Genomic DNA, 19,460 nt, shown 5'->3' on the forward strand with positions numbered 1-19,460 from the left:
GGATTGTGGTCTGCTTATCTTGGCTGTTATTTTTTACTATTCAAACACAAACTGGTTGTGGTAGAGTTCGGCGTAGAAGCCGCCCTGTTTAAGGAGTTGGCTATGGTTGCCTTGCTCGATTACCTTTCCGTCTTTGAGGACGATGATTTCATCCGCATTGAGAATAGTTTTGAGGCGGTGGGCAATGACGAAGCTGGTCCGTCCTGCGATAATGGCCTCCATGGCCTTTTGGATTTTGGCTTCCGTTACCGTATCAACGTTTGAGGTTGCTTCGTCCAAAATCAAGACCTGTGGATCTGTTAAGAGCGTACGAGCAATAGAAATCAGCTGTTTCTGACCTGTGGAGAAGACATTCTCATCATCGGTCACATAGGTTTCATAACCCTCTGGCAAGCTCATGATAAAGTCGTGAATATGGGTGGCACGAGCTGCGGTTTCCACCATTTCCTGCGAAATGCTCTCATCGCCAAAGCGGATATTGTCCGCAATGGTACCAGAGAAGAGGACTGACTCCTGCAAGACAATACCGACCTTATCCCGCAAACTATCCAAATCATATTCCCGAATATCGCGACCGTCAAAGGCCACGCTACCACCATTGACATCGTAGAAGCGGTTGATCAAGTTCATAATGGTAGTCTTACCAGACCCCGTCGGCCCAACGACCGCCACCATTTTGCCCTTAGGAGCTGAAATGGATACCTTGTCCAAGACCTTCTGACCTGGCAGGTAGCCAAAGTCGATGTCCTTAATTTCAACACCTTCTTTTAATTCGGTAAATAGCGGAGCGTTTTGCGGGCGGACTTCCTCAGGCTCATCAAACATTTCCTGGATACGATGAGCACCTGTGAAAGCCAACTGCAATTCTGCCCAGCTAGATGCAATCTGCATGATTGGCTGGTAATACTGTTGCGAATATTGAACAAAGGTCACGACCAGACCAAGTGCAGCAGCTGTTTCCAGCGAGCTATCATTTAGGACAATGCTGGAGCCTGCAAAGATAACAATGGCAGTATTAACCAAGCTCATTCCGTTCATAAATGGAAAGAGAATCCCACCAAACAAACGTCCCTTGAAAGTTGTGCGACGAACTTCTTCATTGAGTTCCAAGAAACCATCAATCGTCTCTTCCTGCACACCCTGTACAATAATCGCCTTTTGTCCTGAAATCTTCTCATCCATGTAGGCATTGAGTTTAGACACGGCAGCCTGTTGCTTATCAGTATATTTCCGTGACAGGCGAATGATAATCACTAGGGCAATCAAGGCAACTGGCGTAGATGCGATAGTTACCAAAGCCAAGCGAGTATCCTGACGGAACATCATGATAACCATACCGATGTAAAGAGCGATATTGGTCACTACCTGAGTCAAGGACTGGTTAAAAGCATTTTGGATATTGTCCAAATCACTGGTAAAACGAGAAAGAATATCCCCATCCTTGTGGCTGTCAAAGAAGGCAACTGTCAAGCGTTCCAACTTGCCAAACAAACCTTTTCGCATCCGGTTGGTCGAATGAGCCACGATACGCGTGAAAAGGAGGGTGTAAATCAAGGTTGATACCACAGTCGCCACATAGGCCAACAAGAGATTGAGCATAACCCCATTAAAATCAGCTAGGTCGGGCTTGAAATCTGACTGACCCATTTGCACCGAAGCAAAATAAGCCTGACCAATTTTCCCCATCTCTGCAATCGCATCTCCAAGGAAAACAGGCGTCTTAACCTGCAAATAAGTCGCCATCACAATAGCTAGAAAAATCACAGCAAAGGACAGCTTATAGCGTTTAAAATAAAACCAGAAAAAACGTAAAGTCTTCATTTATTCATCCTTCCCTTTCTGTGTTTCGTAAATTTCTCGGTAGACGTCATTTGTCGCTACCAATTCTGCGTGTGTTCCTTGACCAATCAAGCGACCTTCATCAAGAACCAAAATCTTATCAGCTTTGACAACAGAAGAAATCTTCTGAGCAACGATGACCGTCGTTGTCCCCTTCAAATCATGGTTGAGGGCTTCTTGGACCAACTTCTCAGACTTAGCATCGAGGGCTGAGGTCGAATCATCTAGCACCAAGACTTTAGGATCACTAATCACCCCACGCGCAATGGACATCCGCTGTTTCTGACCACCTGAGAAGTTATTTCCACGTTCTTCTACTTGACTCTCATAGGTATCATCCAAGCGGTCGATAAATTCTTTGGCTTGGGCAATACCTGCGGCCCGCTCCAAACGTTTTAAATCTGCACCAGGTGCACCTTGACGCAGGTTATCTGCAATGGTCCCTGAGAAGAGAATAGCTTTTTGCAAAACGATAGATACTGTATCTCTCAAGGTTTCCTGACTGATGTCTTTCAAATCACGTCCACCAATTGACACAGTCCCTTCCTGTGGATCAAACAAACGCGGAATGAGCTGAGCTAGTGTTGATTTACCCGCACCCGTTGCACCGACCACACCGACCATCTGACCAGACTCAATCTCAAAGGAGATATTTTTCAAAGTTGGCTCAGTGTCATGCGGATAGGTGAAGCTGACATTGTCAAAGACAATCCGTCCATCCAAGTCCTCTTTTGCACCATCTTTAAAGGTCATGGCCGGCTCTGTATCTAAAACCTCACTCAAACGTTTAATGGAAATAGCAGCACGTGAAGCCTGCATCCCCATAAAGCTAGTCATGATAATGGCAAACATGATTTGCATGAGGTAACTCATAAAGGAAGTAAAGCCCCCAACTGCTTCGATATTAGTGTCTAACATCCCTGAAACGAGATAAAGCGACACAAAAATCGCCATGTAGGAGATAAACATCATCAAAGGTTGCAAGATAGAAAAACCATAACCAATAAAGAGGTTAAGATCCAAAAGCTCATTGGATACTTCTTTAAATTTAGCGTATTGATTCTTCTCCTGTACAAAGGACTTAACCACACGAATCCCACGGAGGTTTTCCTTGGCAATACTGTTCATCCTGTCCATGAGGGACTGGAATTTACCAAAGCGCGGTCCCATCAAGCCCATCACGACTGCCATGATTCCCATGATGATGATGACCATGAGCACGATAATCCACCAAAGTTCTGGCAAAGTGCGCACCGCCATGATAAAGGCACCAACAAAGAGCAGAGGTACCCGCATCAATATCGTAAAGAGCATCATAACAAGGTTTTGGATTTGATTGACGTCGTTGGTCATACGAACCACCAAATTCCCTGCATTAAATTCCTCTACATTGGCATAAGAAAAGCTCTGAATTTTCCGAAAGGTCTTCTCACGAATATCCGCAGATACTCCCTGAGAAATCTTAGCCGCCATGATGGTATTGGCCAGACCAGCCAAGAGACCAATTCCCGCAATCAGCAAGAGGAACTTACCGACACGGACAATCTCATCCTTATCATTAGCCAAAACAGCCGTCAATACATCCTGCAAATAACTTGGCTGCATCAAAGTCGTCGCTACAACAATAGAAGTCAGCAAGACTGATGCCAAGGCATACCATTTGTAACGTAAAATGGCTTCTTTAAACATGTTTTTTCTCCTTATAATTTCTAATATTTTCTTTTAATTGATTGGCCACCTGTCTGATCAAATCAAATTCTTCCTTTTGAATACCTAAAAATAGAGAACGATCCATCTCCTCATGGAAATCTTTTAATGGCTCAATCTTGCTCCGCCCCTTCTCTGTCAAAACCAACTGCTTATAGCGTTTGTCAACTTGTGAAGGTATGACCTGGATAAAGCCGTTTTTCTCCATTCGCTTGACCAGGTTACTGGCCACTGATTTGCAAATACAAAGCTCTGCTTCTATGTCTTTGACAAAGGTCTCACCGTCTACCCGCTCCGACATAAAGAGCAAGACCCAACCCTGTGGCCCAGCTAAGTGCTCCACATCGTATTCCTTTGCAATGGTTTCACTGATTTGTTCAATCTGATTTAATAGATTCCGAAAATCTGCAATAGTATGTCCCATGATAGCTCCTTTCTACGAAATAATTACCATGAGAACTATTATAGTTCTCTTAGGAACTATTGTCAATCATTTTTACTCCTTTTTTTCTGAAAACGATATGTATTTTCAAATTATCCCCCTACCAACATTTCTCTTCCTTACAGCAATATTTGACATGACTTGCAAGATTTTATCTATAGATTATGGTATAATGTAAGCAAAGCAAATCAACTAGAAAGGATTTTCTATGACCAAACAAACTATTGCTATCTTGGGACCTGGCTCATGGGGAACTGCATTGGCTCAAGTTCTCAACGATAACGGTCATACTGTCCGTATTTGGGGCAATGTCCCCGAACAAATCGACGAAATCAATAAAGAACATACAAATAAGCGCTATTTCAAGGATGTTATCCTAGATGAAAACATCAAAGGATATAAGGATTTGACTGAAGCCTTGGACGGTGTTGACGCGGTTCTTTTCGTTGTGCCAACCAAGGTTACTCGATTAGTTGCCAAACAAGTTGCACAAGCTCTTAAGCACAAGGTCGTTGTCATGCACGCTTCAAAAGGCTTAGAGCCTGATAGTCACAAGCGCTTGTCTGAGGTACTGGAGGAAGAAATTCCTGCTGAACTCCGTTCTGAAATCGTCGTGGTTTCAGGGCCAAGTCATGCAGAAGAGACTATCGTCCGTGATTTGACCTTGATTTCTGCAGCTTCAAAAGACTTGGAAACAGCCAGCTACGTCCAAAATCTTTTCAGCAACCACTACTTCCGACTTTATACAAATAATGATGTCATCGGTGTAGAAACAGCAGGTGCTTTGAAAAACATCATCGCAGTTGGTGCAGGTGCCCTTCACGGACTCGGATTTGGCGACAATGCCAAGGCAGCTATCATTGCTCGTGGATTGACAGAAATTACCCGACTCGGTGTAGCCATGGGGGCCAATCCCTTGACTTACAGCGGTCTATCTGGCGTCGGCGACTTGATTGTTACAGGTACATCCGTTCACTCACGGAACTGGCGGGCCGGCGATTTGCTTGGCAAGGGAGAGAAACTCGAAGATATCGAAGCCAATATGGGAATGGTCATTGAGGGTATTTCTACCACCAAAGCGGCCTATGAACTGGCACAAGAATTGAATGTTTACATGCCTATCACTCAAGCCATCTACAGCGTGATTTACCAAGGGGCAAGCATCCAGGATGCCATCCAAGAAATCATGTCTGGCGAATTCCGTCAAGAAAACGAATGGTCATAAGTAAAATTTAAAAAAGAGGAGATTAGATTATGACAAAAAAAGTTAGAAAAGCCGTTATCCCTGCAGCAGGTTTGGGAACACGCTTCCTTCCAGCAACTAAGGCTCTTGCCAAAGAGATGTTGCCAATCGTTGACAAGCCAACCCTCCAATTCATCTTTGAAGAAGCCCTTCGTTCTGGCATTGAAGATATCTTAGTTGTAACCAATAAATCAAAACGTTCCATTGAAGACCATTTCGATTCAAACTTCGAATTGGAATACAACCTAAAAGAAAAAGGCAAGAATGACCTCTTGAAATTGGTGGATGATGCAACTGCTATCCGACTTCACTTCATCCGCCAAAGCTATCCAAAAGGATTGGGAGATGCCGTCTTGCAAGCCAAAGCCTTTGTTGGAAATGAACCTTTTGTCGTGATGCTAGGTGATGACCTCATGGATATCACCGATGAGTCTGTTAAGCCAATCACCAAACAGCTGATTGAAGACTATGGGGCAACGCATGCTTCTACCATCGCAGTGATGCCTGTGCCACATGAAGAAGTTTCATCATATGGTGTCATCGCACCTCATGGCGAAGGAGTCAATGGTCTTTACAGCGTTGAAACCTTTGTGGAAAAACCAAAACCAGAAGATGCACCTTCTGATCTGGCCATCATTGGTCGCTACCTTTTGACACCTGAAATCTTTAATATCTTGGAAAATCAAGAACCAGGTGCCGGCAATGAAATCCAGTTGACAGATGCCATTGATACCCTCAACAAGACACAGCGCGTATTTGCTCGTGAATTTACCGGCAAACGGTATGATGTCGGAGATAAATTTGGCTTCATGAAAACTTCGATTGACTACGCATTGACCCACCCACAGGTCAAAGATGATGTCAAAGACTACATCATCGATCTTGCTAAACAATTCCAAGCTGAAGAAGAACAATAAAAAACTAGCAATCGCTAGTTTTTTTCTTATATCAAATAGAATACCCCTAGTAGAAAAACAATCAAGCCCAAATATCCAATGAAACTGAAAAAAATCTGTTTTCCTGTAAAGAGATCCTTTTCCACAAGAGGTGGAAGGAAAATCACAACCAAACAACCTCCAATAGCGCCTCCAATATGTCCTGCCATACTAATGGTTGGATTAAAAAATCCCAAGACCAAGTTCAATCCCAAAAGGACCATATAACGTTGACCGAGAACCTGTAGATAAGGGCTACGACTAAATTTCCTCAACAGTGCCATAGCTGCAAAAAGACCAAACAGAGAGGTCGATGCACCTGCACCAACTACATCTGGTGTAAAAAAGAGAACAAAAAGATTGCCCATTATCCCAGACAAAAGATAGAGAAGAAAGAAGCGCCGAGGTCCAAACAGTCCTTCTAGTTGATAACCCAAACCAAGTAAGGTAATGCTGTTAAAGATAAAATGTTCCCAACCAATGTGGACAAAGATAGGAGAAATCAAGCGCCACAACTGAGTCGGATCATACCGCACCACTTCACCATACATACCACCGAATTCAAAAATCGTATAGGCTGTAGTGGTCTGCCCAAAGCGAAATACTTGTATCAATAGAAACACAAATGCCGTGACAGCCAACAAGCCATTGGTCACAGGATAGCGCTTATCAAAAAAGTTCTTCAAAAATCAACAACTCCTTTACTGGAATATCAAATACATCTGGTTCGAAATCATAGACTTGAAAGTCTGCCAAGGTCGATACCGTGTTCCCCTGATAATCTGTTAGGTAGCGATCATAAAAACCGCCTCCATAGCCCACTCGAAAACCCGCTTGATTCCAAGCTAAACCAGGGACATGAATCAACTTAACCACAGACTTATCCACAGGTTGTGAATAAGTACCAGGTTCCCAAACTCCAAACCTGGATTTCACCAAATCATCAGGATTATATTCTACAAAATCCATACGCCCTTGTGAATAGGTCTTAGGGATGAAAATCTGCTTGCCATCCTTTTGAGCCTGTTCAATCAGGTAAGAAGTGTCAAACTCATGGGGCATGGAAAGGTAGGTTCCAAGCGACTTTGAGCACCTATAGGTGTCAGATGAAAGGAGCCTTTCTGTTAGCTGCTGACTCCATCTGGCTCGCTGGCTACTAGTCAGGTCTTTCAAGTTCTGCAAGACATCTTGCCGAATACTTTTCTTATCCACAGAGGCTCCTTTTCTTTTAGAAAAAGACTGGGAATTCCAGTCTAGTTTGCTTTCGTTTTCAAAAAATCGCTCAACTTATCCACAGCAAAGGGAAGCACTTCCTCTTTGGGGCTGAGACGTGGATTGTGAAGGGGATAAGGCGTATCCACACCCAGCCAGAACATAACACCCGGCACCTTGTTGAGCAGGTAGCCGAAGTCCTCACCCGTCATGGCAGGTGGGCAGTCAATCATCTCCACTCCGTCAACACCATCAAAGTAGGTCATCAGTTCATCCGCCAGCTGGGGATTGTTCTCCACAGGCAGATAACCGCTAGGATTGAGCTCAATTTCCAAGTCCACTCCAAAGGACAGGGCGATTCCCTCTGCCACTTCCCGCACCCGTTTTTGCACCAGAAGACTCATACTCTGGGTCAAAGCCCGAATGGTGCCATGCAAGAAGGCCGTTTCCGCAATGACATTATTGGTCGTGCCCGCGTGCATGGAGCCGAAGGTGACCACCGCTCCCTCAATCGGATCAACGTTACGGCTGACCACCGACTGCACCTGGGTCACAAAGTAGCTTGCTGCCACCAAGGCGTCATTGGCGGTATGGGGAAATGCTGCGTGACCACCTTTTCCTGTAAACCGTATCTTGACTTCACAGGTCCCAGCAAAGAGGGTCGCACGGTTAGTTGCCAGTTGACCGACTTTGAGGTCTGGTCGGACATGGAGCCCATAAAATTCATCTGGCAACCAATCCCCAAATGCTCCCGCTTCATACATGAGCATGCCACCTGCTAGATTTTCCTCCGCAGGCTGAAACAAGAAGAGAAGATTATTTTTTGGTTGCTGCTCTGCCATTTTCTCCAAAAGCCCCAGGGCAATGGTCATGTGGAAATCATGTCCACAGGCGTGCATCCTGTCTTGGTGGAGGGACTTGAAATCCAGGTCCGTCTCCTCCACGATCGGCAGACCGTCAATATCCGCCCGCCAGCCAATCGTTTTCTCTGGAGCAGAGCCTGTCAGATAGACTAAAATCCCAGTCTTCCAAGTGCGGACTTGGGCAAAAGTACATTCTTGAAGTAAACCTTCAATAGTTTCCATAAGAAAGGCGTGGGTCTTGAACTCCTCCAGGCCCAGCTCTGGAATTTGGTGGAGGGTCCGGCGTGTCGCAATTAAATCTAGCATAGCTACCTCTTAGAGTGTCCGCAAAGCCTCTTCCAAGGCTGTTTTTTGTTGGGTTTGAGCGTCGATTTCCTTGATGATGCGGGCTGGTACACCTGCCACCACTACATTTTCAGGGACATCTTGGGTCACAATAGCACCTGCGGCCACAACAGAACCGCTACCGATTTGTACACCTTCGATGACAACGGCATTAGCACCGACCAAAACGTTGTCACCGACACGAACTGGCTCGGCAGAAGCTGGCTCGATAACACCTGCAAGGACCGCACCTGCACCGATGTGGCTGTTTTTACCAACGGTCGCCCGTCCGCCCAAAATCGCTCCCATGTCAATCATGGTACCTGGACCGATTTCCGCACCGATGTTAATCACCGCTCCCATCATGATAACGGCATTATCGCCAATGGTCACTTGGTCACGGATAATGGCACCTGGCTCGATACGGGCATTGATATTACGCTTGTCCAGCAAAGGCACAGCCGAATTGCGGCCGTCTTGCTCCACCACATAATCCACGTTCTCAGTCAGGTTTGCCAAAAGTGGCTCGACATCCTTCCAGTCACCGAAGAGGACATTGCCAAGTTTTGTCACCTCAGCAGGAACAGGCCCAGCCAATTCTCCCTCAAAGGTCACTTTAACAGTAGTTTTTTTCACAGCATTACCGATAAAAGCAATGATTTCTTGTGCAGTCATTTTTTGTGCAGTCATAATATTTTCTCCATTTTCTTTGGTATTTACTTATTATAACAGAATTTTCAGATTTTTCTAGCAAAGAAAAACAGAAATAGTACTGACTATTTCTGCCTTATCCTTCTTAACCACCTAGGGCTGCAGACATATCATTGATTTGTTGCTGCAAGCTATCTCGGTATTCTTTTAGGAACTGAACGATCCCATCTTTTCCAACAATTGGTGCATTACCGAACAGGCCATATTGTGCTTTCTGCTCATCTACTGACTGTGTAACACTATCTCTCATCGCTTGATAAGTCGCATCATCACCTAGTCCGTGTTGACTGACCATATTTTCATAGTTAGTCACGTATTCATTGACAATAAACTCGTACATTTCCAAATAATCATTGTATGTTTCAATACTTTCAATGGTCGCATCAGTAGAATCCGTTGGGACAAAATCTGTCGCTGAAGCAGTGTCGCTTGTACTAGTTGCTTGTTCTGAACTAGACTGGGTAACACCGCTAGAAGTATCCGTAGCTTCCTTTTTACTTGGTTCAGTAGTAGAACACGCAGCAAGTGCAAACACTGACAGTGCAGTCAAAGTTAGGAAAGTAAGTTTTTTCATAAAATCCTCCAAGAAATTGTTTACACTACCATTATATATATATATGCGTTGTCAAGTATAAAATTAAAAAAAATTAGAAGTTTGACCTCCTAATTTTCAAGCATTATCTAATCTTCAATTTCTTTTCTCGGATTGACAGCTCCGACGATGTAGTCCTGCACCAGACCTGTATCATCTAGCACAATCCCGTGTAGAACTCCGCCGTAAACAGCTCCGCCGTCAATTCCCATTTTCCCATCTGGACTAGTCCAGATTTGGCTGATGCGGATCTTGGTCTGATAGAGATTGTAAACAGGGGTGTGTCCAAAGACAATCATTTTCCCTGTGGTATTTTCAGCCTCATGGAAAGGGGTGCGTAACCAAACCTTATCATGATTATTGGTTTCACGCCAATCTGGTAAGGTCAAATCAATTCCTGCATGGACGAAAATATAGTGCTCGGTCTCCATGTGATAGGGGCAAGATTTGACAAAATCAATCAGGTCCTCATATTGTTCCATCACTGCATTGGCATCCACCAGACCATCTACCGGTGCATCCAAAGGACGCCCCAGTAGGGAATTGATGGTCGTATCTCCACCGTTTCTCCGATAGTGGTCGTAGCGATCAACAGGATCGCGTAACCAAGCTAGAAACATCCGTTCATGATTACCAGTCAAACAGATAGCACCTTTTTCACGGACCAACTGTCGCACCAACTCTAGACAGGCCTTTGAATTTTCTCCACGGTCAATCAAATCACCAAGAAAAATCAGTTGTTGCCGCTCTTCATTCCATTTCTTTAACATATCGAGTAGGAGTTCAAATTTACCATGAACATCTCCTACTACAAAAAACTCTCTTTTCATAGTGTCTATTCTACCATATTTCCAAAGGAAAGAAAAACTGGGAGTGTGATAGAACTCAAGACATAGAAAAGAGTTCGTTCTCACACCCCCGCACAAGTTGATTAGGCCAGATTGGGAGTATGAAACACGAACTCTGATAGGCGGGATTAAAGTTTGGTTTTCTTACAAACGTGCGTTCAATTCTGCACCAAGTTCTTCAAATCCTGGCTTGCCAAGAAGAGCGAACATATTTTTCTTGTAGGCTTCTACACCTGGTTGGTCAAATGGGTTGATCGCATTGAGGTAACCAGAGATAGCAATCGCCAACTCGAAGAAGTAGAAGGTGTAACCAAGTGTGAACTCATCTTGTTGTGGAAGGGTCACAAACATGTTTGGTACACCACCGTCTGTGTGGGCAAGAAGTACGCCGTCCGTTGCTTTTTTGTTTACAAAGTCAACGTCCTTACCTTGCAAGTAGCCAAGACCGTCAAGGTCTTCTGCCATTTCAGGAATCAAGATATTTTTTCTTGGTTTGTCAACACGCACCACTGTCTCAAAGATGTTGCGGTTTCCTTCTTGGATAAATTGTCCAAGAGAGTGCAAGTCTGTTGAGAAGTTAGCAGATGTTGGGTTGATACCTTTTTGGTCCTTACCTTCTGACTCACCCGCCAATTGTTTCCACCACTCGCTGAAGTATTGCAGTGATGGCTCATAGTTTGCCAAAATTTCTGTTACATAACCTTTTCTGTAAAGGATGTTGCGAACAGCTGCATATTGGTATGCTTGGTTTTCAGCAATTTTATCTGATGTGTAGGTCTTGCGAGCAGCATTTGCACCTTCCATAAGGGCATCAATGTCTGCACCAGCTGCCGCGATTGGCAAAAGACCAACTGCAGTCAAGACTGAGAAACGGCCACCAACATCATCTGGAACAACAAAGGTTTCCCAACCATTTGCATCCGCTTCAACCTTAACAGCACCTTTTGCCTTGTCAGTTGTAGCATAGATACGCTTGTTAGCTTCTTCTTGACCGTATTTCTTCACAAGCAATTCTTTGAAGACGCGGAAAGCAATGGCAGGCTCAGTTGTTGTACCTGATTTAGAAATCACGTTAACTGAGAAATCCTTATCTGCCACATAGTCCACCAAGTCAGCAAGGTAGCTTGATGAGATAGAGTTTCCAGCGTAAAGGATTTGTGGAGCTTTACGCTCTTCACGTGTTTGCAAGTTTACAAAGGCATTGCTCAAGAAATCAATAGCTGCTTTAGCACCGAGGTAAGAACCACCGATACCGATAACTACCAAAACTTCACTTTCATTTTGGATCTTAGCTGCAGCTTCCTTGATACGAGCAAATTCTTCTTTGTCGTAGTTTTCTGGCAAATCCAACCAGCCGATAAAGTCGCTACCAGGACCTGTTCCTTGACGGAGCATTTGGTCAGCTAGGGTAACTTGTGGTTGCATGTAGTCTACTTCTTGAGCTCCAACGAATTGGCCCAAGACTTTTGAATAGTCAAATGTAATATGTGTCATGTCATTCCTCCATTTATGTACCATAATATGATAACGCTTTATCATGTTTTTTTCAAGGGATTTATCAATTTTCATTTATTTTCATGAAATGGTTTGCGGAACTTGTTTATTTTTTGCAAAAATAGTGAAATTCCGAGGAATTTCAAAGTCTGCTAAGACCTGACCTGAACCCGTCACTGTTATCAGATTTGGCAAGATTTTTGATAATAAGTACAATGGCACCAGGGTAATATACCAGATCGTCATGACTTCAAAAATAAACTTACTATTATTACCTCGTTGAATATAACGTTGTCTGTATTCTTCTTTTAAAGATGGGTGCGGAATGTAGATATGAAATGGGACAGCACCGCGCACAAGCATGGCAAGCAGCATTCTCAGTAAAAAATTCATGGCGACAAGGACAGTCTTGCCTTCCTCGTGCAAAGTGTAAGCTTTATCTATATAGATCTTTTTATAATTCTTATCTTTAATCGGACGTGGAGTTGATTTTCTTTCTTCTTTATTTAAATGACGAACACTAGAATTATCATATTTTATATCCGACATTTCTAAGTCGACTATTTGTGAAGATTGCTTGGCAAGTGTCGTTTTACCCATACCTGGAAAAGCAAATATAAACATAGGCCTTCCTCCTTTTTCTTCAGTAGAATAGCAGAGCTAACAAAAAGTTTTCTTAAGAGGAAATCTATTTTACTACTTTTTACCTATAAATCAATAGAAAACCAACAAAATCAGTCCCTAGACTGAGATAGGCTACTACCCTATTTCTAAAAATAAGCCAAAGAAAACCCTCTGAAAGCTTGATTTCAAAGGGTTTTTAGACTGTACGCAAAAAGAGCACACACCCGACTTCGCTTAGGGCTGCTGGATTCCTCCCCTGACCCGCTTCACGCACGAATGTTGCTCCGTTTATTATTATAACACAAATTGATGAAAGTGCAAGTTTGGAGTACAAACTAGCTATCCGAAGCGGCTTCCTCTTGCGCCTTCAAAGCTTATTTCTCAGATTTTTGCTTTTCTCGCCTCTGTCTGAAAAAATCTTGCATAATCTGAGCACAAGCCTCTTCCAAGACCCCCGTTTCGACCTCCACACGGTGATTGAGCCGCTGATCTGTCAAAATATCATAGAGGCTGCCTGCAGCCCCAAACTTCTGATTGGCAGCTCCGTAGACCACCTGGGGAATACGGGCCAAGCCGATAGCACCACTACACATGACACAGGGTTCTATTGTGACAAAGAGAGTCGTATCCAGCAGTCGCCAATTACCTTCGATTCGATTGGCTTCTTGGATGGCCATGACCTCAGCATGCATGATGGCCTGGTTAAGTTCCTCACGCGCATTGTGCCCACGACCAATAATCTGTCCATCCTTAACGATGACACAACCGATAGGAATTTCATCCTTTTCCAGCGATTTTTCAGCCTCTGCCAAGGCTTGACTCATAAAGTATTCTTTTTCTTCTAAGGTATAGTTCATAAAATTATTATAACAGAAAACAGCCCCGAAAGGCTGTCTCTACACTGTTTATTACAATTCGCCAACCAATTTCACAACATTTTCTACTGTGAAGCCGTAGTTGTCAATAACTGTTTGGGCTGGAGCTGAGGCACCGAATGTGTCGATACCGAGAACTTTACCATCCAAGCCGACATACTTGTACCAGCTTTGAGTTGCACCCATTTCGATTGCCAAACGACGACGGATAGCATTTGGAAGGATTTCTTCCTTATAAGCTGCATCTTGGGCATCAAATAGCTCAGTTGATGGTACAGAAACCACACGCACTTTTGTACCAGCAGCTTCTAGTTCTTTGGCAGCTTTAACAGCCAAGTTAACCTCTGAACCAGATGCTAGAAGAATCGTATCAAAGCCTTCTGTTTCGTAAACCACATAGGCACCTTTGGCAACCTTGTCAAAGTCAGTACCTTCTTCAACTGTCAAGTTTTGACGAGTTAGGACAAGAGCTGATGGAGTTGACTTGCTAGTCAATGATAGGTACCAAGCCGCCTGTGTTTCACGCGCATCTGCTGGACGGAAGACATTGAGGTTTGGCATAGCACGAAGTCCTGCCAAGTGCTCAATCGGCTCGTGAGTTGGACCATCTTCACCGACTGCGATTGAGTCATGAGTGAAGACATAAGTCACTGGAAGTCCTTGAAGAGCTGACAAACGAACTGCTGCTTTCACATAGTCTGAGAAGACGAAGAAGGTACCACCATAAACACGAAGTCCACCGTGGGCTGCCATACCATTCAAGATAGTTCCCATAGCAAATTCACGAACACCAAACTGGATGTTGCGGTTGAGTGGATTTACTGAATCTTGCAGACCATCTTCCTTGATGTAGGTCATGTTTGAGTGTGCCAAGTCTGCTGAACCACCGAGGAAGGTTGGCAAGACCTTAGCCGCTGCGTTGAGGGCATCTTGTGAGGAGTTACGAGTTGCTTGTGAGAAACCATTTTCATATACTGGGAAGTCTTCTGGTTTCACTTCTACTACATCGCGACCTTCCAAGATAGCTGTTACTTCTGCAGCTAATTCTGGATGAGCTGTCTTGTAGTCTTCTACCAATTTCACCCAGGCATCGTAGGCTGCTGCACCACGGTCTGCTACATTTTCCTTGAAGTCAGCATAGACTTCTGCTGGAATTTCAAATGGACCATAGTTCCAGTCAAGCGCCTTACGAGTTGCTTCTGCTTCTTCCGCACCAAGTGGCGCACCGTGAACAGCGTTTGTGCCTTGTTTGTTTGGTGAACCATGTCCGATAACTGTCTTAATCTCGATAAGAGATGGCTTACCAGCTACTTTTGCCTTTTCAATAGCAGCAAAGATGGCATCTACATCTGTACCGTCTGTTACGAGGTCTGTATGCCAGCCATAAGCATTGTAACGGGCACGTACATCTTCTGTGAAGGAGTCTTTTGTTTCGCCATCCAAGTTGATGTCATTTGAGTCGTAGAGAACGATCAGTTTTTCTAATTTTTGAAGACCTGCGTAAGAAGCCGCTTCTGCAGAAACACCTTCCATCAAGTCGCCATCACCACAGATTACGTAAGTATAGTGGTCAAAGATTGGGAAACCATCACGGTTGTATTTAGCTGCAAGGAAACGCTCTGCTTGCGCAAAACCTGTCGCAGTTGAGATACCTTGTCCAAGAGGGCCTGTTGTTGCATCTACACCTGCTGTGTGACCAAATTCTGGGTGACCTGGTGTTTTTGAACCCCATTGACGGAAGTTCTTGATTTCGTCCATGCTCACATCTTCAAAGCCTGAAAGGTGGAGCAGTCCGTAAAGCAACATAGAACCGTGTCCTGCTGACAAGATAAAGCGGTCGCGGTTCACCCAGTTTGGCTGAGCTGGGTTGATACGAAGTTCTTTAGTAAAAAGGCTGTAGGCCATTGGAGCCGCACCCATGACGACACCTGGGTGACCTGATTTTGATTTTTCGATGGCGTCAATACCAAGGAAACGAATTGCATTTACTGAAAGTTGTGACATTTTATTCTCCTTTAATAAAGTCATAGTTCTATTATACCATAAAGCGTTTTCGCTTGTCATTTTCAAAAGGCAGGACTTACGTCCCGCCCTTGGAGTGAGCTCTTATAACAAAGCCTTAAATTGAATATTTGAGTCTTCTAAGAAGCAATCATCAAAGCCACGTGGGTGGTGATATTCAATACGGTCCTTGTCCATCGGATAAGTATACTTGCCACCAACTTCCCAGATGAATGGGTGGAAATCATATTGCAAGCGTTCCTTACGCATTTTCCAGAGCTGCAAGATTTCATCTGTTGACGCCATGAAGTTAGACCAGATGTCATAGTGAACAGGGATGATTACCTTAGCACGCAAGTTTTCTGCCATACGGAGAAGGTCGATTGAGGTCATCTTGTCTTGGATACCGATTGGGTTGTCACCGTAGTTGTTGATAGCAACGTCGATGTTGAAGTCGCGACCGTGTTTTGCAAAGTAGTTTGAGAAGTGGGAGTCTGCACCGTGGTAGATGGTTCCGCCAGGTGTTTCAAAGACATAGTTGACTGCCTTGCGAGCCATGAGTTCATCTGTCACAGGAAGTCCTGCTAATTTACCACCATTTTCGTCATAACCTTCGATGGGAAGTGTCACCAAGCAGGTACGGTCGAAGGATTCTACAGCGTGAACCTTGATGTCTTTGAATTCAAAGCTGTCTCCTGGTGCGATACGGATGATGCGGTCAGCTGGAACACCCCATTTTTCCCAAATGTCGCCACTTTCAACTGGACCGACAAATTTGACATGGTCCAATTTTGGATTGTTGATGATGGCTGCGGCTGTGCTGATGTCCATGTGATCACTGTGGACGTGCGATACAAGGTAGTAGTCCAATTCATTGATAGCGAATGGATCGATAACCATTGGTTGTACACGCAAGTTTGGCTGCAATTTGCGTACGCCTGCCATGTTCGCCATTTGGTGACCCCAAACCATATCTTTCACTTTTTTAGTGGATTTTCCACGTGATGACCAGAGGTCCATGACAACGTTCGCACCACCTGGTGTTTTAATCCAGACACCGCAGTTCCCAAGCCACCACATAGCAAAGTTGCCTTCTGGCACTACTTCTTCTTCAATTTCTTCATTGAGCCAAGTTCCCCATTCTGGGAAGGTTGAAAGAATCCATGATTCTCTTGTAATATCTTGAACTTTAGCCATTTTCCATTCCTCCTATAAGGTACGTTTCTATGCTTCTAGTATATGCTCCAAAGGCAACAAAAAAAAGACCAAATAAAACACAGGTTTGTGTTCACACTTGGACTTTAATATAAGTCTGTTTCGATTTCCTGCCCCGACAGACTGGTCAGCAATTCATTGGCAATCAAGCCTTGCAAGCGTTGTTTTAGTTCTATCGCCTGTTTCTCGTCGGAAACATAATTTCCCAGAAGCTTGTCTAGCTCCATTGCAAAGCCTTTCTGACTGTCCGTCAAGGTACGGTATTTGGCAAAATGAATCAATTTCAAAACATCATCAAAATCTAGAATCGGATGCACCTGTATCAAGGGCAAGTCTGTTTCCAGAGCCTCATTGGTCGACACCAGAAAATCAATATCCAAGAGGTCTTCCACGCTCTTAAACTGCTCTGTTGTAAAGACAGCAGAGATTGTCTTATCCGGCAAATGATGCTGGCATTGCTTGAGTAAGAGCCTCTGGACCGAAACCCCTTCATCACAAATCAGATAAACAGTCGGACTGCTGACCTTCCGACTACCACTTCGACGGAGGGCACCTCCCAAATGAATGGTCAGGTAGGCCACATCTTCATCGGTCAGCACAATCTGCCAGGCCTCTTCCAAGATATGTCCCGCCGTTTTCGTCACCCGAAAAAGCGTATCGTACTTGTAGCGAATCTGTTCTGCCAAGGGATTACGCGATAAAATCCCGTAGGTTTTGCGAAATAGCAGAGCTTTACAGTGAGCCAAGAGATGATGAGAAAGTTCCTCCTTATTCTCAAGCTCAAAGGAAGAATGAATCTCGAAATAACGAATAAATTTATCAACTACTTTTTTAAGTTCTACAAAATCCTGACTGGTCACATGGGCATCGCGGTCCTTCCTATAAGACAAGAGCAAGACCGCTATCAAAGAAACCTCAATATCATCTAGCTCAATATCAAAAGCAGTTTCTAAGGCTTGTTGAAAATGATGAGCGACCGTATACTCAATCCGCTCATAGACCAAGGTAAATTCGCGGGCAATTGCCTCCTTATCCTCAGCCGTCAAGTCCATATTGCGATAGCTGAGCAAGATATAAGGCAAGATTTTCAACATAAACTCGATTTCAGATCGATTAATCTTTTTCCCCAGTTCCCGCTCAATGACCGATACTTGTTTGGTCAAAAATTGAGAAAGTTGGTCCGAGAAGAACTCCTGACAACCTGAAAAATCACCGACCTTGCCTTCTAATACCTGTATAAAACCTTCATTGGCCTCGGCGTAGAGATTATAGAGCAAGGAGTGCATATACTGAATCTTATTGAGAGGGTGGCAGTCCAAATCATAGCCATGTACCTTGGATACATACAGGGTCATCTGGTATTGTTCCTGAGCTAGCTTGCCCCTGATTTCATTCAAGTCATTCAGGACGGTATTGCGGGAAACCTCTGTCAACTCCATTAGTTTTTCAATGGTCACTCGCTCTTGTGCAATGCAGATATAGATCAGCATCAACTGCATCCGCTCAGTCATATTGAGAATATAGCTATAGGAATCCAGACCTTCCAAGAGAACCTGACAGGCTTCTTTCTGCTCTGGCGTTAGCAGCAGACCAATCCTAGGCTGACTTTCAATCATATCTAGATGAGCCGGCAAGGAAGCATTGATTTTCTCGAGATGATAGTAAATCTTACGCCGTGATTGTCCCAATTCACGTGATATCTCCATTACCGTCGCTGGCTCCTGCAAGCGAATGAGGTAGTGTAACAAATCACAGCTACTCTTATCTAATAACATCTGGTCCTCCTTTTCATGTCACCGTTTCCATTGTATCATGTTCTGAGTCCTATTACCAGTTATCTTATCGTACGAAGTTCTCTACAGCATTCAATAGACGCTTTTTATAATTTCCACTCTTGTAATCAAATCCCCATGCATATTGTCAATTCGTAAGGCCACATTTTTCAGATAGACACAGGCACCAATGGCAATGGTTTTTTCTTCTTCTTTCAGCTTACGAGTCACAAAATCACGCAAGGTTTCTGTTCCTTCGCTAGGGATTTTTACCCGGGCAATAATATTGGCAACCTTGACCTTTTGACTGGCCCGCATGATGATATTATTAGAATCATCAAACTGAGTAAAGAGGTATTTTCGCACCGCAAATAAGATGGCAACCGACACAATACCAATCAGGTAATCCATACTGGAACCATGTTCCACAATCAATTGGCGAGCAATAGCAACCAAGAGTACCTCAATCACCGTGCTGGGCGATTGTTTACAGAGCATCTTGATAAACTCCACACCAACCGCCAGTGTCATAGCCTTGCTTAAGAAATTCTGAATAAAGGTATCTGCCTGAATCCCTCCTATCAATGAATGGAAGAGGTCTGTCAGCAACAGGCCCGATAAGGCTAAAAGAGCCAAACCTAAAATAGCAGACAAGATCAACTCGAGATAGTAAGCAATCTCTGTCAGACTGTCTTGTAAAAATTTTCTCATCGTTCTCCTCACCAAAAAGGGAAAAAGCAGTGCTCACTTTGATGGGAGACTG

At 44.1% G+C, this 19,460-nt stretch carries 18 protein-coding genes and 1 other RNA gene; 2 read left to right on the plus strand and 17 right to left on the minus strand.

Features of this window, described 5'->3' with window-relative positions:
- Window positions 1-36: 36 nt before the first annotated feature.
- The 3 genes from ODU55_RS00740 to ODU55_RS00750 are packed head-to-tail and all read right to left on the minus strand — an operon-like array spanning window position 37 to window position 3,970.
- Complete coding sequence (locus ODU55_RS00740; protein ID WP_398581545.1) at window positions 37-1,821, minus strand: ABC transporter ATP-binding protein; 1,785 nt, start codon at window positions 1,819-1,821, stop codon at window positions 37-39.
- Entirely contained in the window at window positions 1,822-3,528 is a 1,707-nt protein-coding gene (locus ODU55_RS00745; RefSeq protein ID WP_398581546.1) for an ABC transporter ATP-binding protein, read from the minus strand.
- Complete coding sequence (locus ODU55_RS00750; RefSeq protein WP_398581547.1) at window positions 3,521-3,970, minus strand: MarR family winged helix-turn-helix transcriptional regulator; 450 nt, start codon at window positions 3,968-3,970, stop codon at window positions 3,521-3,523. The genes ODU55_RS00745 and ODU55_RS00750 overlap by 8 nt, the downstream gene beginning before the upstream one ends.
- A gap of 226 nt (window positions 3,971-4,196) precedes the next feature.
- On the opposite strand from ODU55_RS00750, the gene ODU55_RS00755 reads away from it, so the two are divergent.
- Window positions 4,197-5,213 carry an NAD(P)H-dependent glycerol-3-phosphate dehydrogenase gene (locus ODU55_RS00755; RefSeq protein ID WP_398581548.1) on the plus strand — a complete coding sequence of 339 codons (1,017 nt, stop codon included), beginning with the start codon at window positions 4,197-4,199 and terminating at the stop codon, window positions 5,211-5,213.
- 29 nt (window positions 5,214-5,242) lie between these two features.
- Window positions 5,243-6,148: a UTP--glucose-1-phosphate uridylyltransferase GalU gene (galU, locus tag ODU55_RS00760; protein ID WP_398581549.1), complete on the plus strand. Its 906-nt coding sequence runs from the start codon at window positions 5,243-5,245 to the stop codon at window positions 6,146-6,148.
- A 26-nt stretch (window positions 6,149-6,174) separates the two neighbouring features.
- On the opposite strand, the gene ODU55_RS00765 is transcribed toward galU, so the two are convergent.
- From ODU55_RS00765 to ODU55_RS00830, 14 genes are all read right to left on the minus strand, one after another.
- Window positions 6,175-6,852: a rhomboid family intramembrane serine protease gene (locus ODU55_RS00765; RefSeq protein ID WP_398581550.1), complete on the minus strand. Its 678-nt coding sequence runs from the start codon at window positions 6,850-6,852 to the stop codon at window positions 6,175-6,177.
- The gene (locus ODU55_RS00770; RefSeq protein ID WP_398581551.1) at window positions 6,836-7,378 is read right to left on the minus strand and encodes a 5-formyltetrahydrofolate cyclo-ligase; all 543 of its coding nucleotides are present in this window, start codon (window positions 7,376-7,378) and stop codon (window positions 6,836-6,838) included. The genes ODU55_RS00765 and ODU55_RS00770 overlap by 17 nt, the downstream gene beginning before the upstream one ends.
- Window positions 7,379-7,419: 41 nt before the next feature.
- Window positions 7,420-8,547: an N-acetyldiaminopimelate deacetylase gene (locus ODU55_RS00775; protein WP_398581552.1), complete on the minus strand. Its 1,128-nt coding sequence runs from the start codon at window positions 8,545-8,547 to the stop codon at window positions 7,420-7,422.
- 9 nt (window positions 8,548-8,556) lie between these two features.
- Window positions 8,557-9,255 carry a 2,3,4,5-tetrahydropyridine-2,6-dicarboxylate N-acetyltransferase gene (dapD, locus tag ODU55_RS00780; RefSeq protein ID WP_024376132.1) on the minus strand — a complete coding sequence of 233 codons (699 nt, stop codon included), beginning with the start codon at window positions 9,253-9,255 and terminating at the stop codon, window positions 8,557-8,559.
- Window positions 9,256-9,361: 106 nt separating this feature from the next.
- Complete coding sequence (locus ODU55_RS00785; protein ID WP_398581553.1) at window positions 9,362-9,850, minus strand: hypothetical protein; 489 nt, start codon at window positions 9,848-9,850, stop codon at window positions 9,362-9,364.
- Between the two features lie 107 nt (window positions 9,851-9,957).
- The gene (locus tag ODU55_RS00790) at window positions 9,958-10,698 is read right to left on the minus strand and encodes a metallophosphoesterase (RefSeq protein ID WP_398581554.1); all 741 of its coding nucleotides are present in this window, start codon (window positions 10,696-10,698) and stop codon (window positions 9,958-9,960) included.
- 162 nt (window positions 10,699-10,860) lie between these two features.
- Window positions 10,861-12,210: a glucose-6-phosphate isomerase gene (locus ODU55_RS00795; RefSeq protein ID WP_248027026.1), complete on the minus strand. Its 1,350-nt coding sequence runs from the start codon at window positions 12,208-12,210 to the stop codon at window positions 10,861-10,863.
- Between the two features lie 81 nt (window positions 12,211-12,291).
- Window positions 12,292-12,834: a hypothetical protein gene (locus tag ODU55_RS00800; RefSeq protein WP_398581555.1), complete on the minus strand. Its 543-nt coding sequence runs from the start codon at window positions 12,832-12,834 to the stop codon at window positions 12,292-12,294.
- A gap of 203 nt (window positions 12,835-13,037) precedes the next feature.
- An RNA gene (ffs, locus tag ODU55_RS00805) (signal recognition particle sRNA small type) lies at window positions 13,038-13,127 on the minus strand.
- Window positions 13,128-13,208: 81 nt separating this feature from the next.
- Window positions 13,209-13,691 carry a tRNA adenosine(34) deaminase TadA gene (tadA, locus tag ODU55_RS00810; protein ID WP_398581556.1) on the minus strand — a complete coding sequence of 161 codons (483 nt, stop codon included), beginning with the start codon at window positions 13,689-13,691 and terminating at the stop codon, window positions 13,209-13,211.
- 51 nt (window positions 13,692-13,742) lie between these two features.
- Complete coding sequence (tkt, locus tag ODU55_RS00815; RefSeq protein WP_398581557.1) at window positions 13,743-15,713, minus strand: transketolase; 1,971 nt, start codon at window positions 15,711-15,713, stop codon at window positions 13,743-13,745.
- Between the two features lie 102 nt (window positions 15,714-15,815).
- Window positions 15,816-16,907 carry an L-ascorbate 6-phosphate lactonase gene (ulaG, locus tag ODU55_RS00820; protein WP_002938500.1) on the minus strand — a complete coding sequence of 364 codons (1,092 nt, stop codon included), beginning with the start codon at window positions 16,905-16,907 and terminating at the stop codon, window positions 15,816-15,818.
- Between the two features lie 104 nt (window positions 16,908-17,011).
- Window positions 17,012-18,700, minus strand: coding sequence for a transcription antiterminator (locus tag ODU55_RS00825; protein WP_029179489.1), 1,689 nt, complete (start codon window positions 18,698-18,700; stop codon window positions 17,012-17,014).
- Between the two features lie 90 nt (window positions 18,701-18,790).
- Window positions 18,791-19,408, minus strand: a complete 618-nt coding sequence (locus tag ODU55_RS00830) for a hypothetical protein (RefSeq protein ID WP_398581558.1) — start codon at window positions 19,406-19,408, stop codon at window positions 18,791-18,793.
- Window positions 19,409-19,460 lie beyond the last annotated feature (52 nt).

The sequence above is a fragment of the Streptococcus sp. 2022WUSS037 genome (assembly GCF_044427225.1).
GTDB lineage: Bacteria > Bacillota > Bacilli > Lactobacillales > Streptococcaceae > Streptococcus.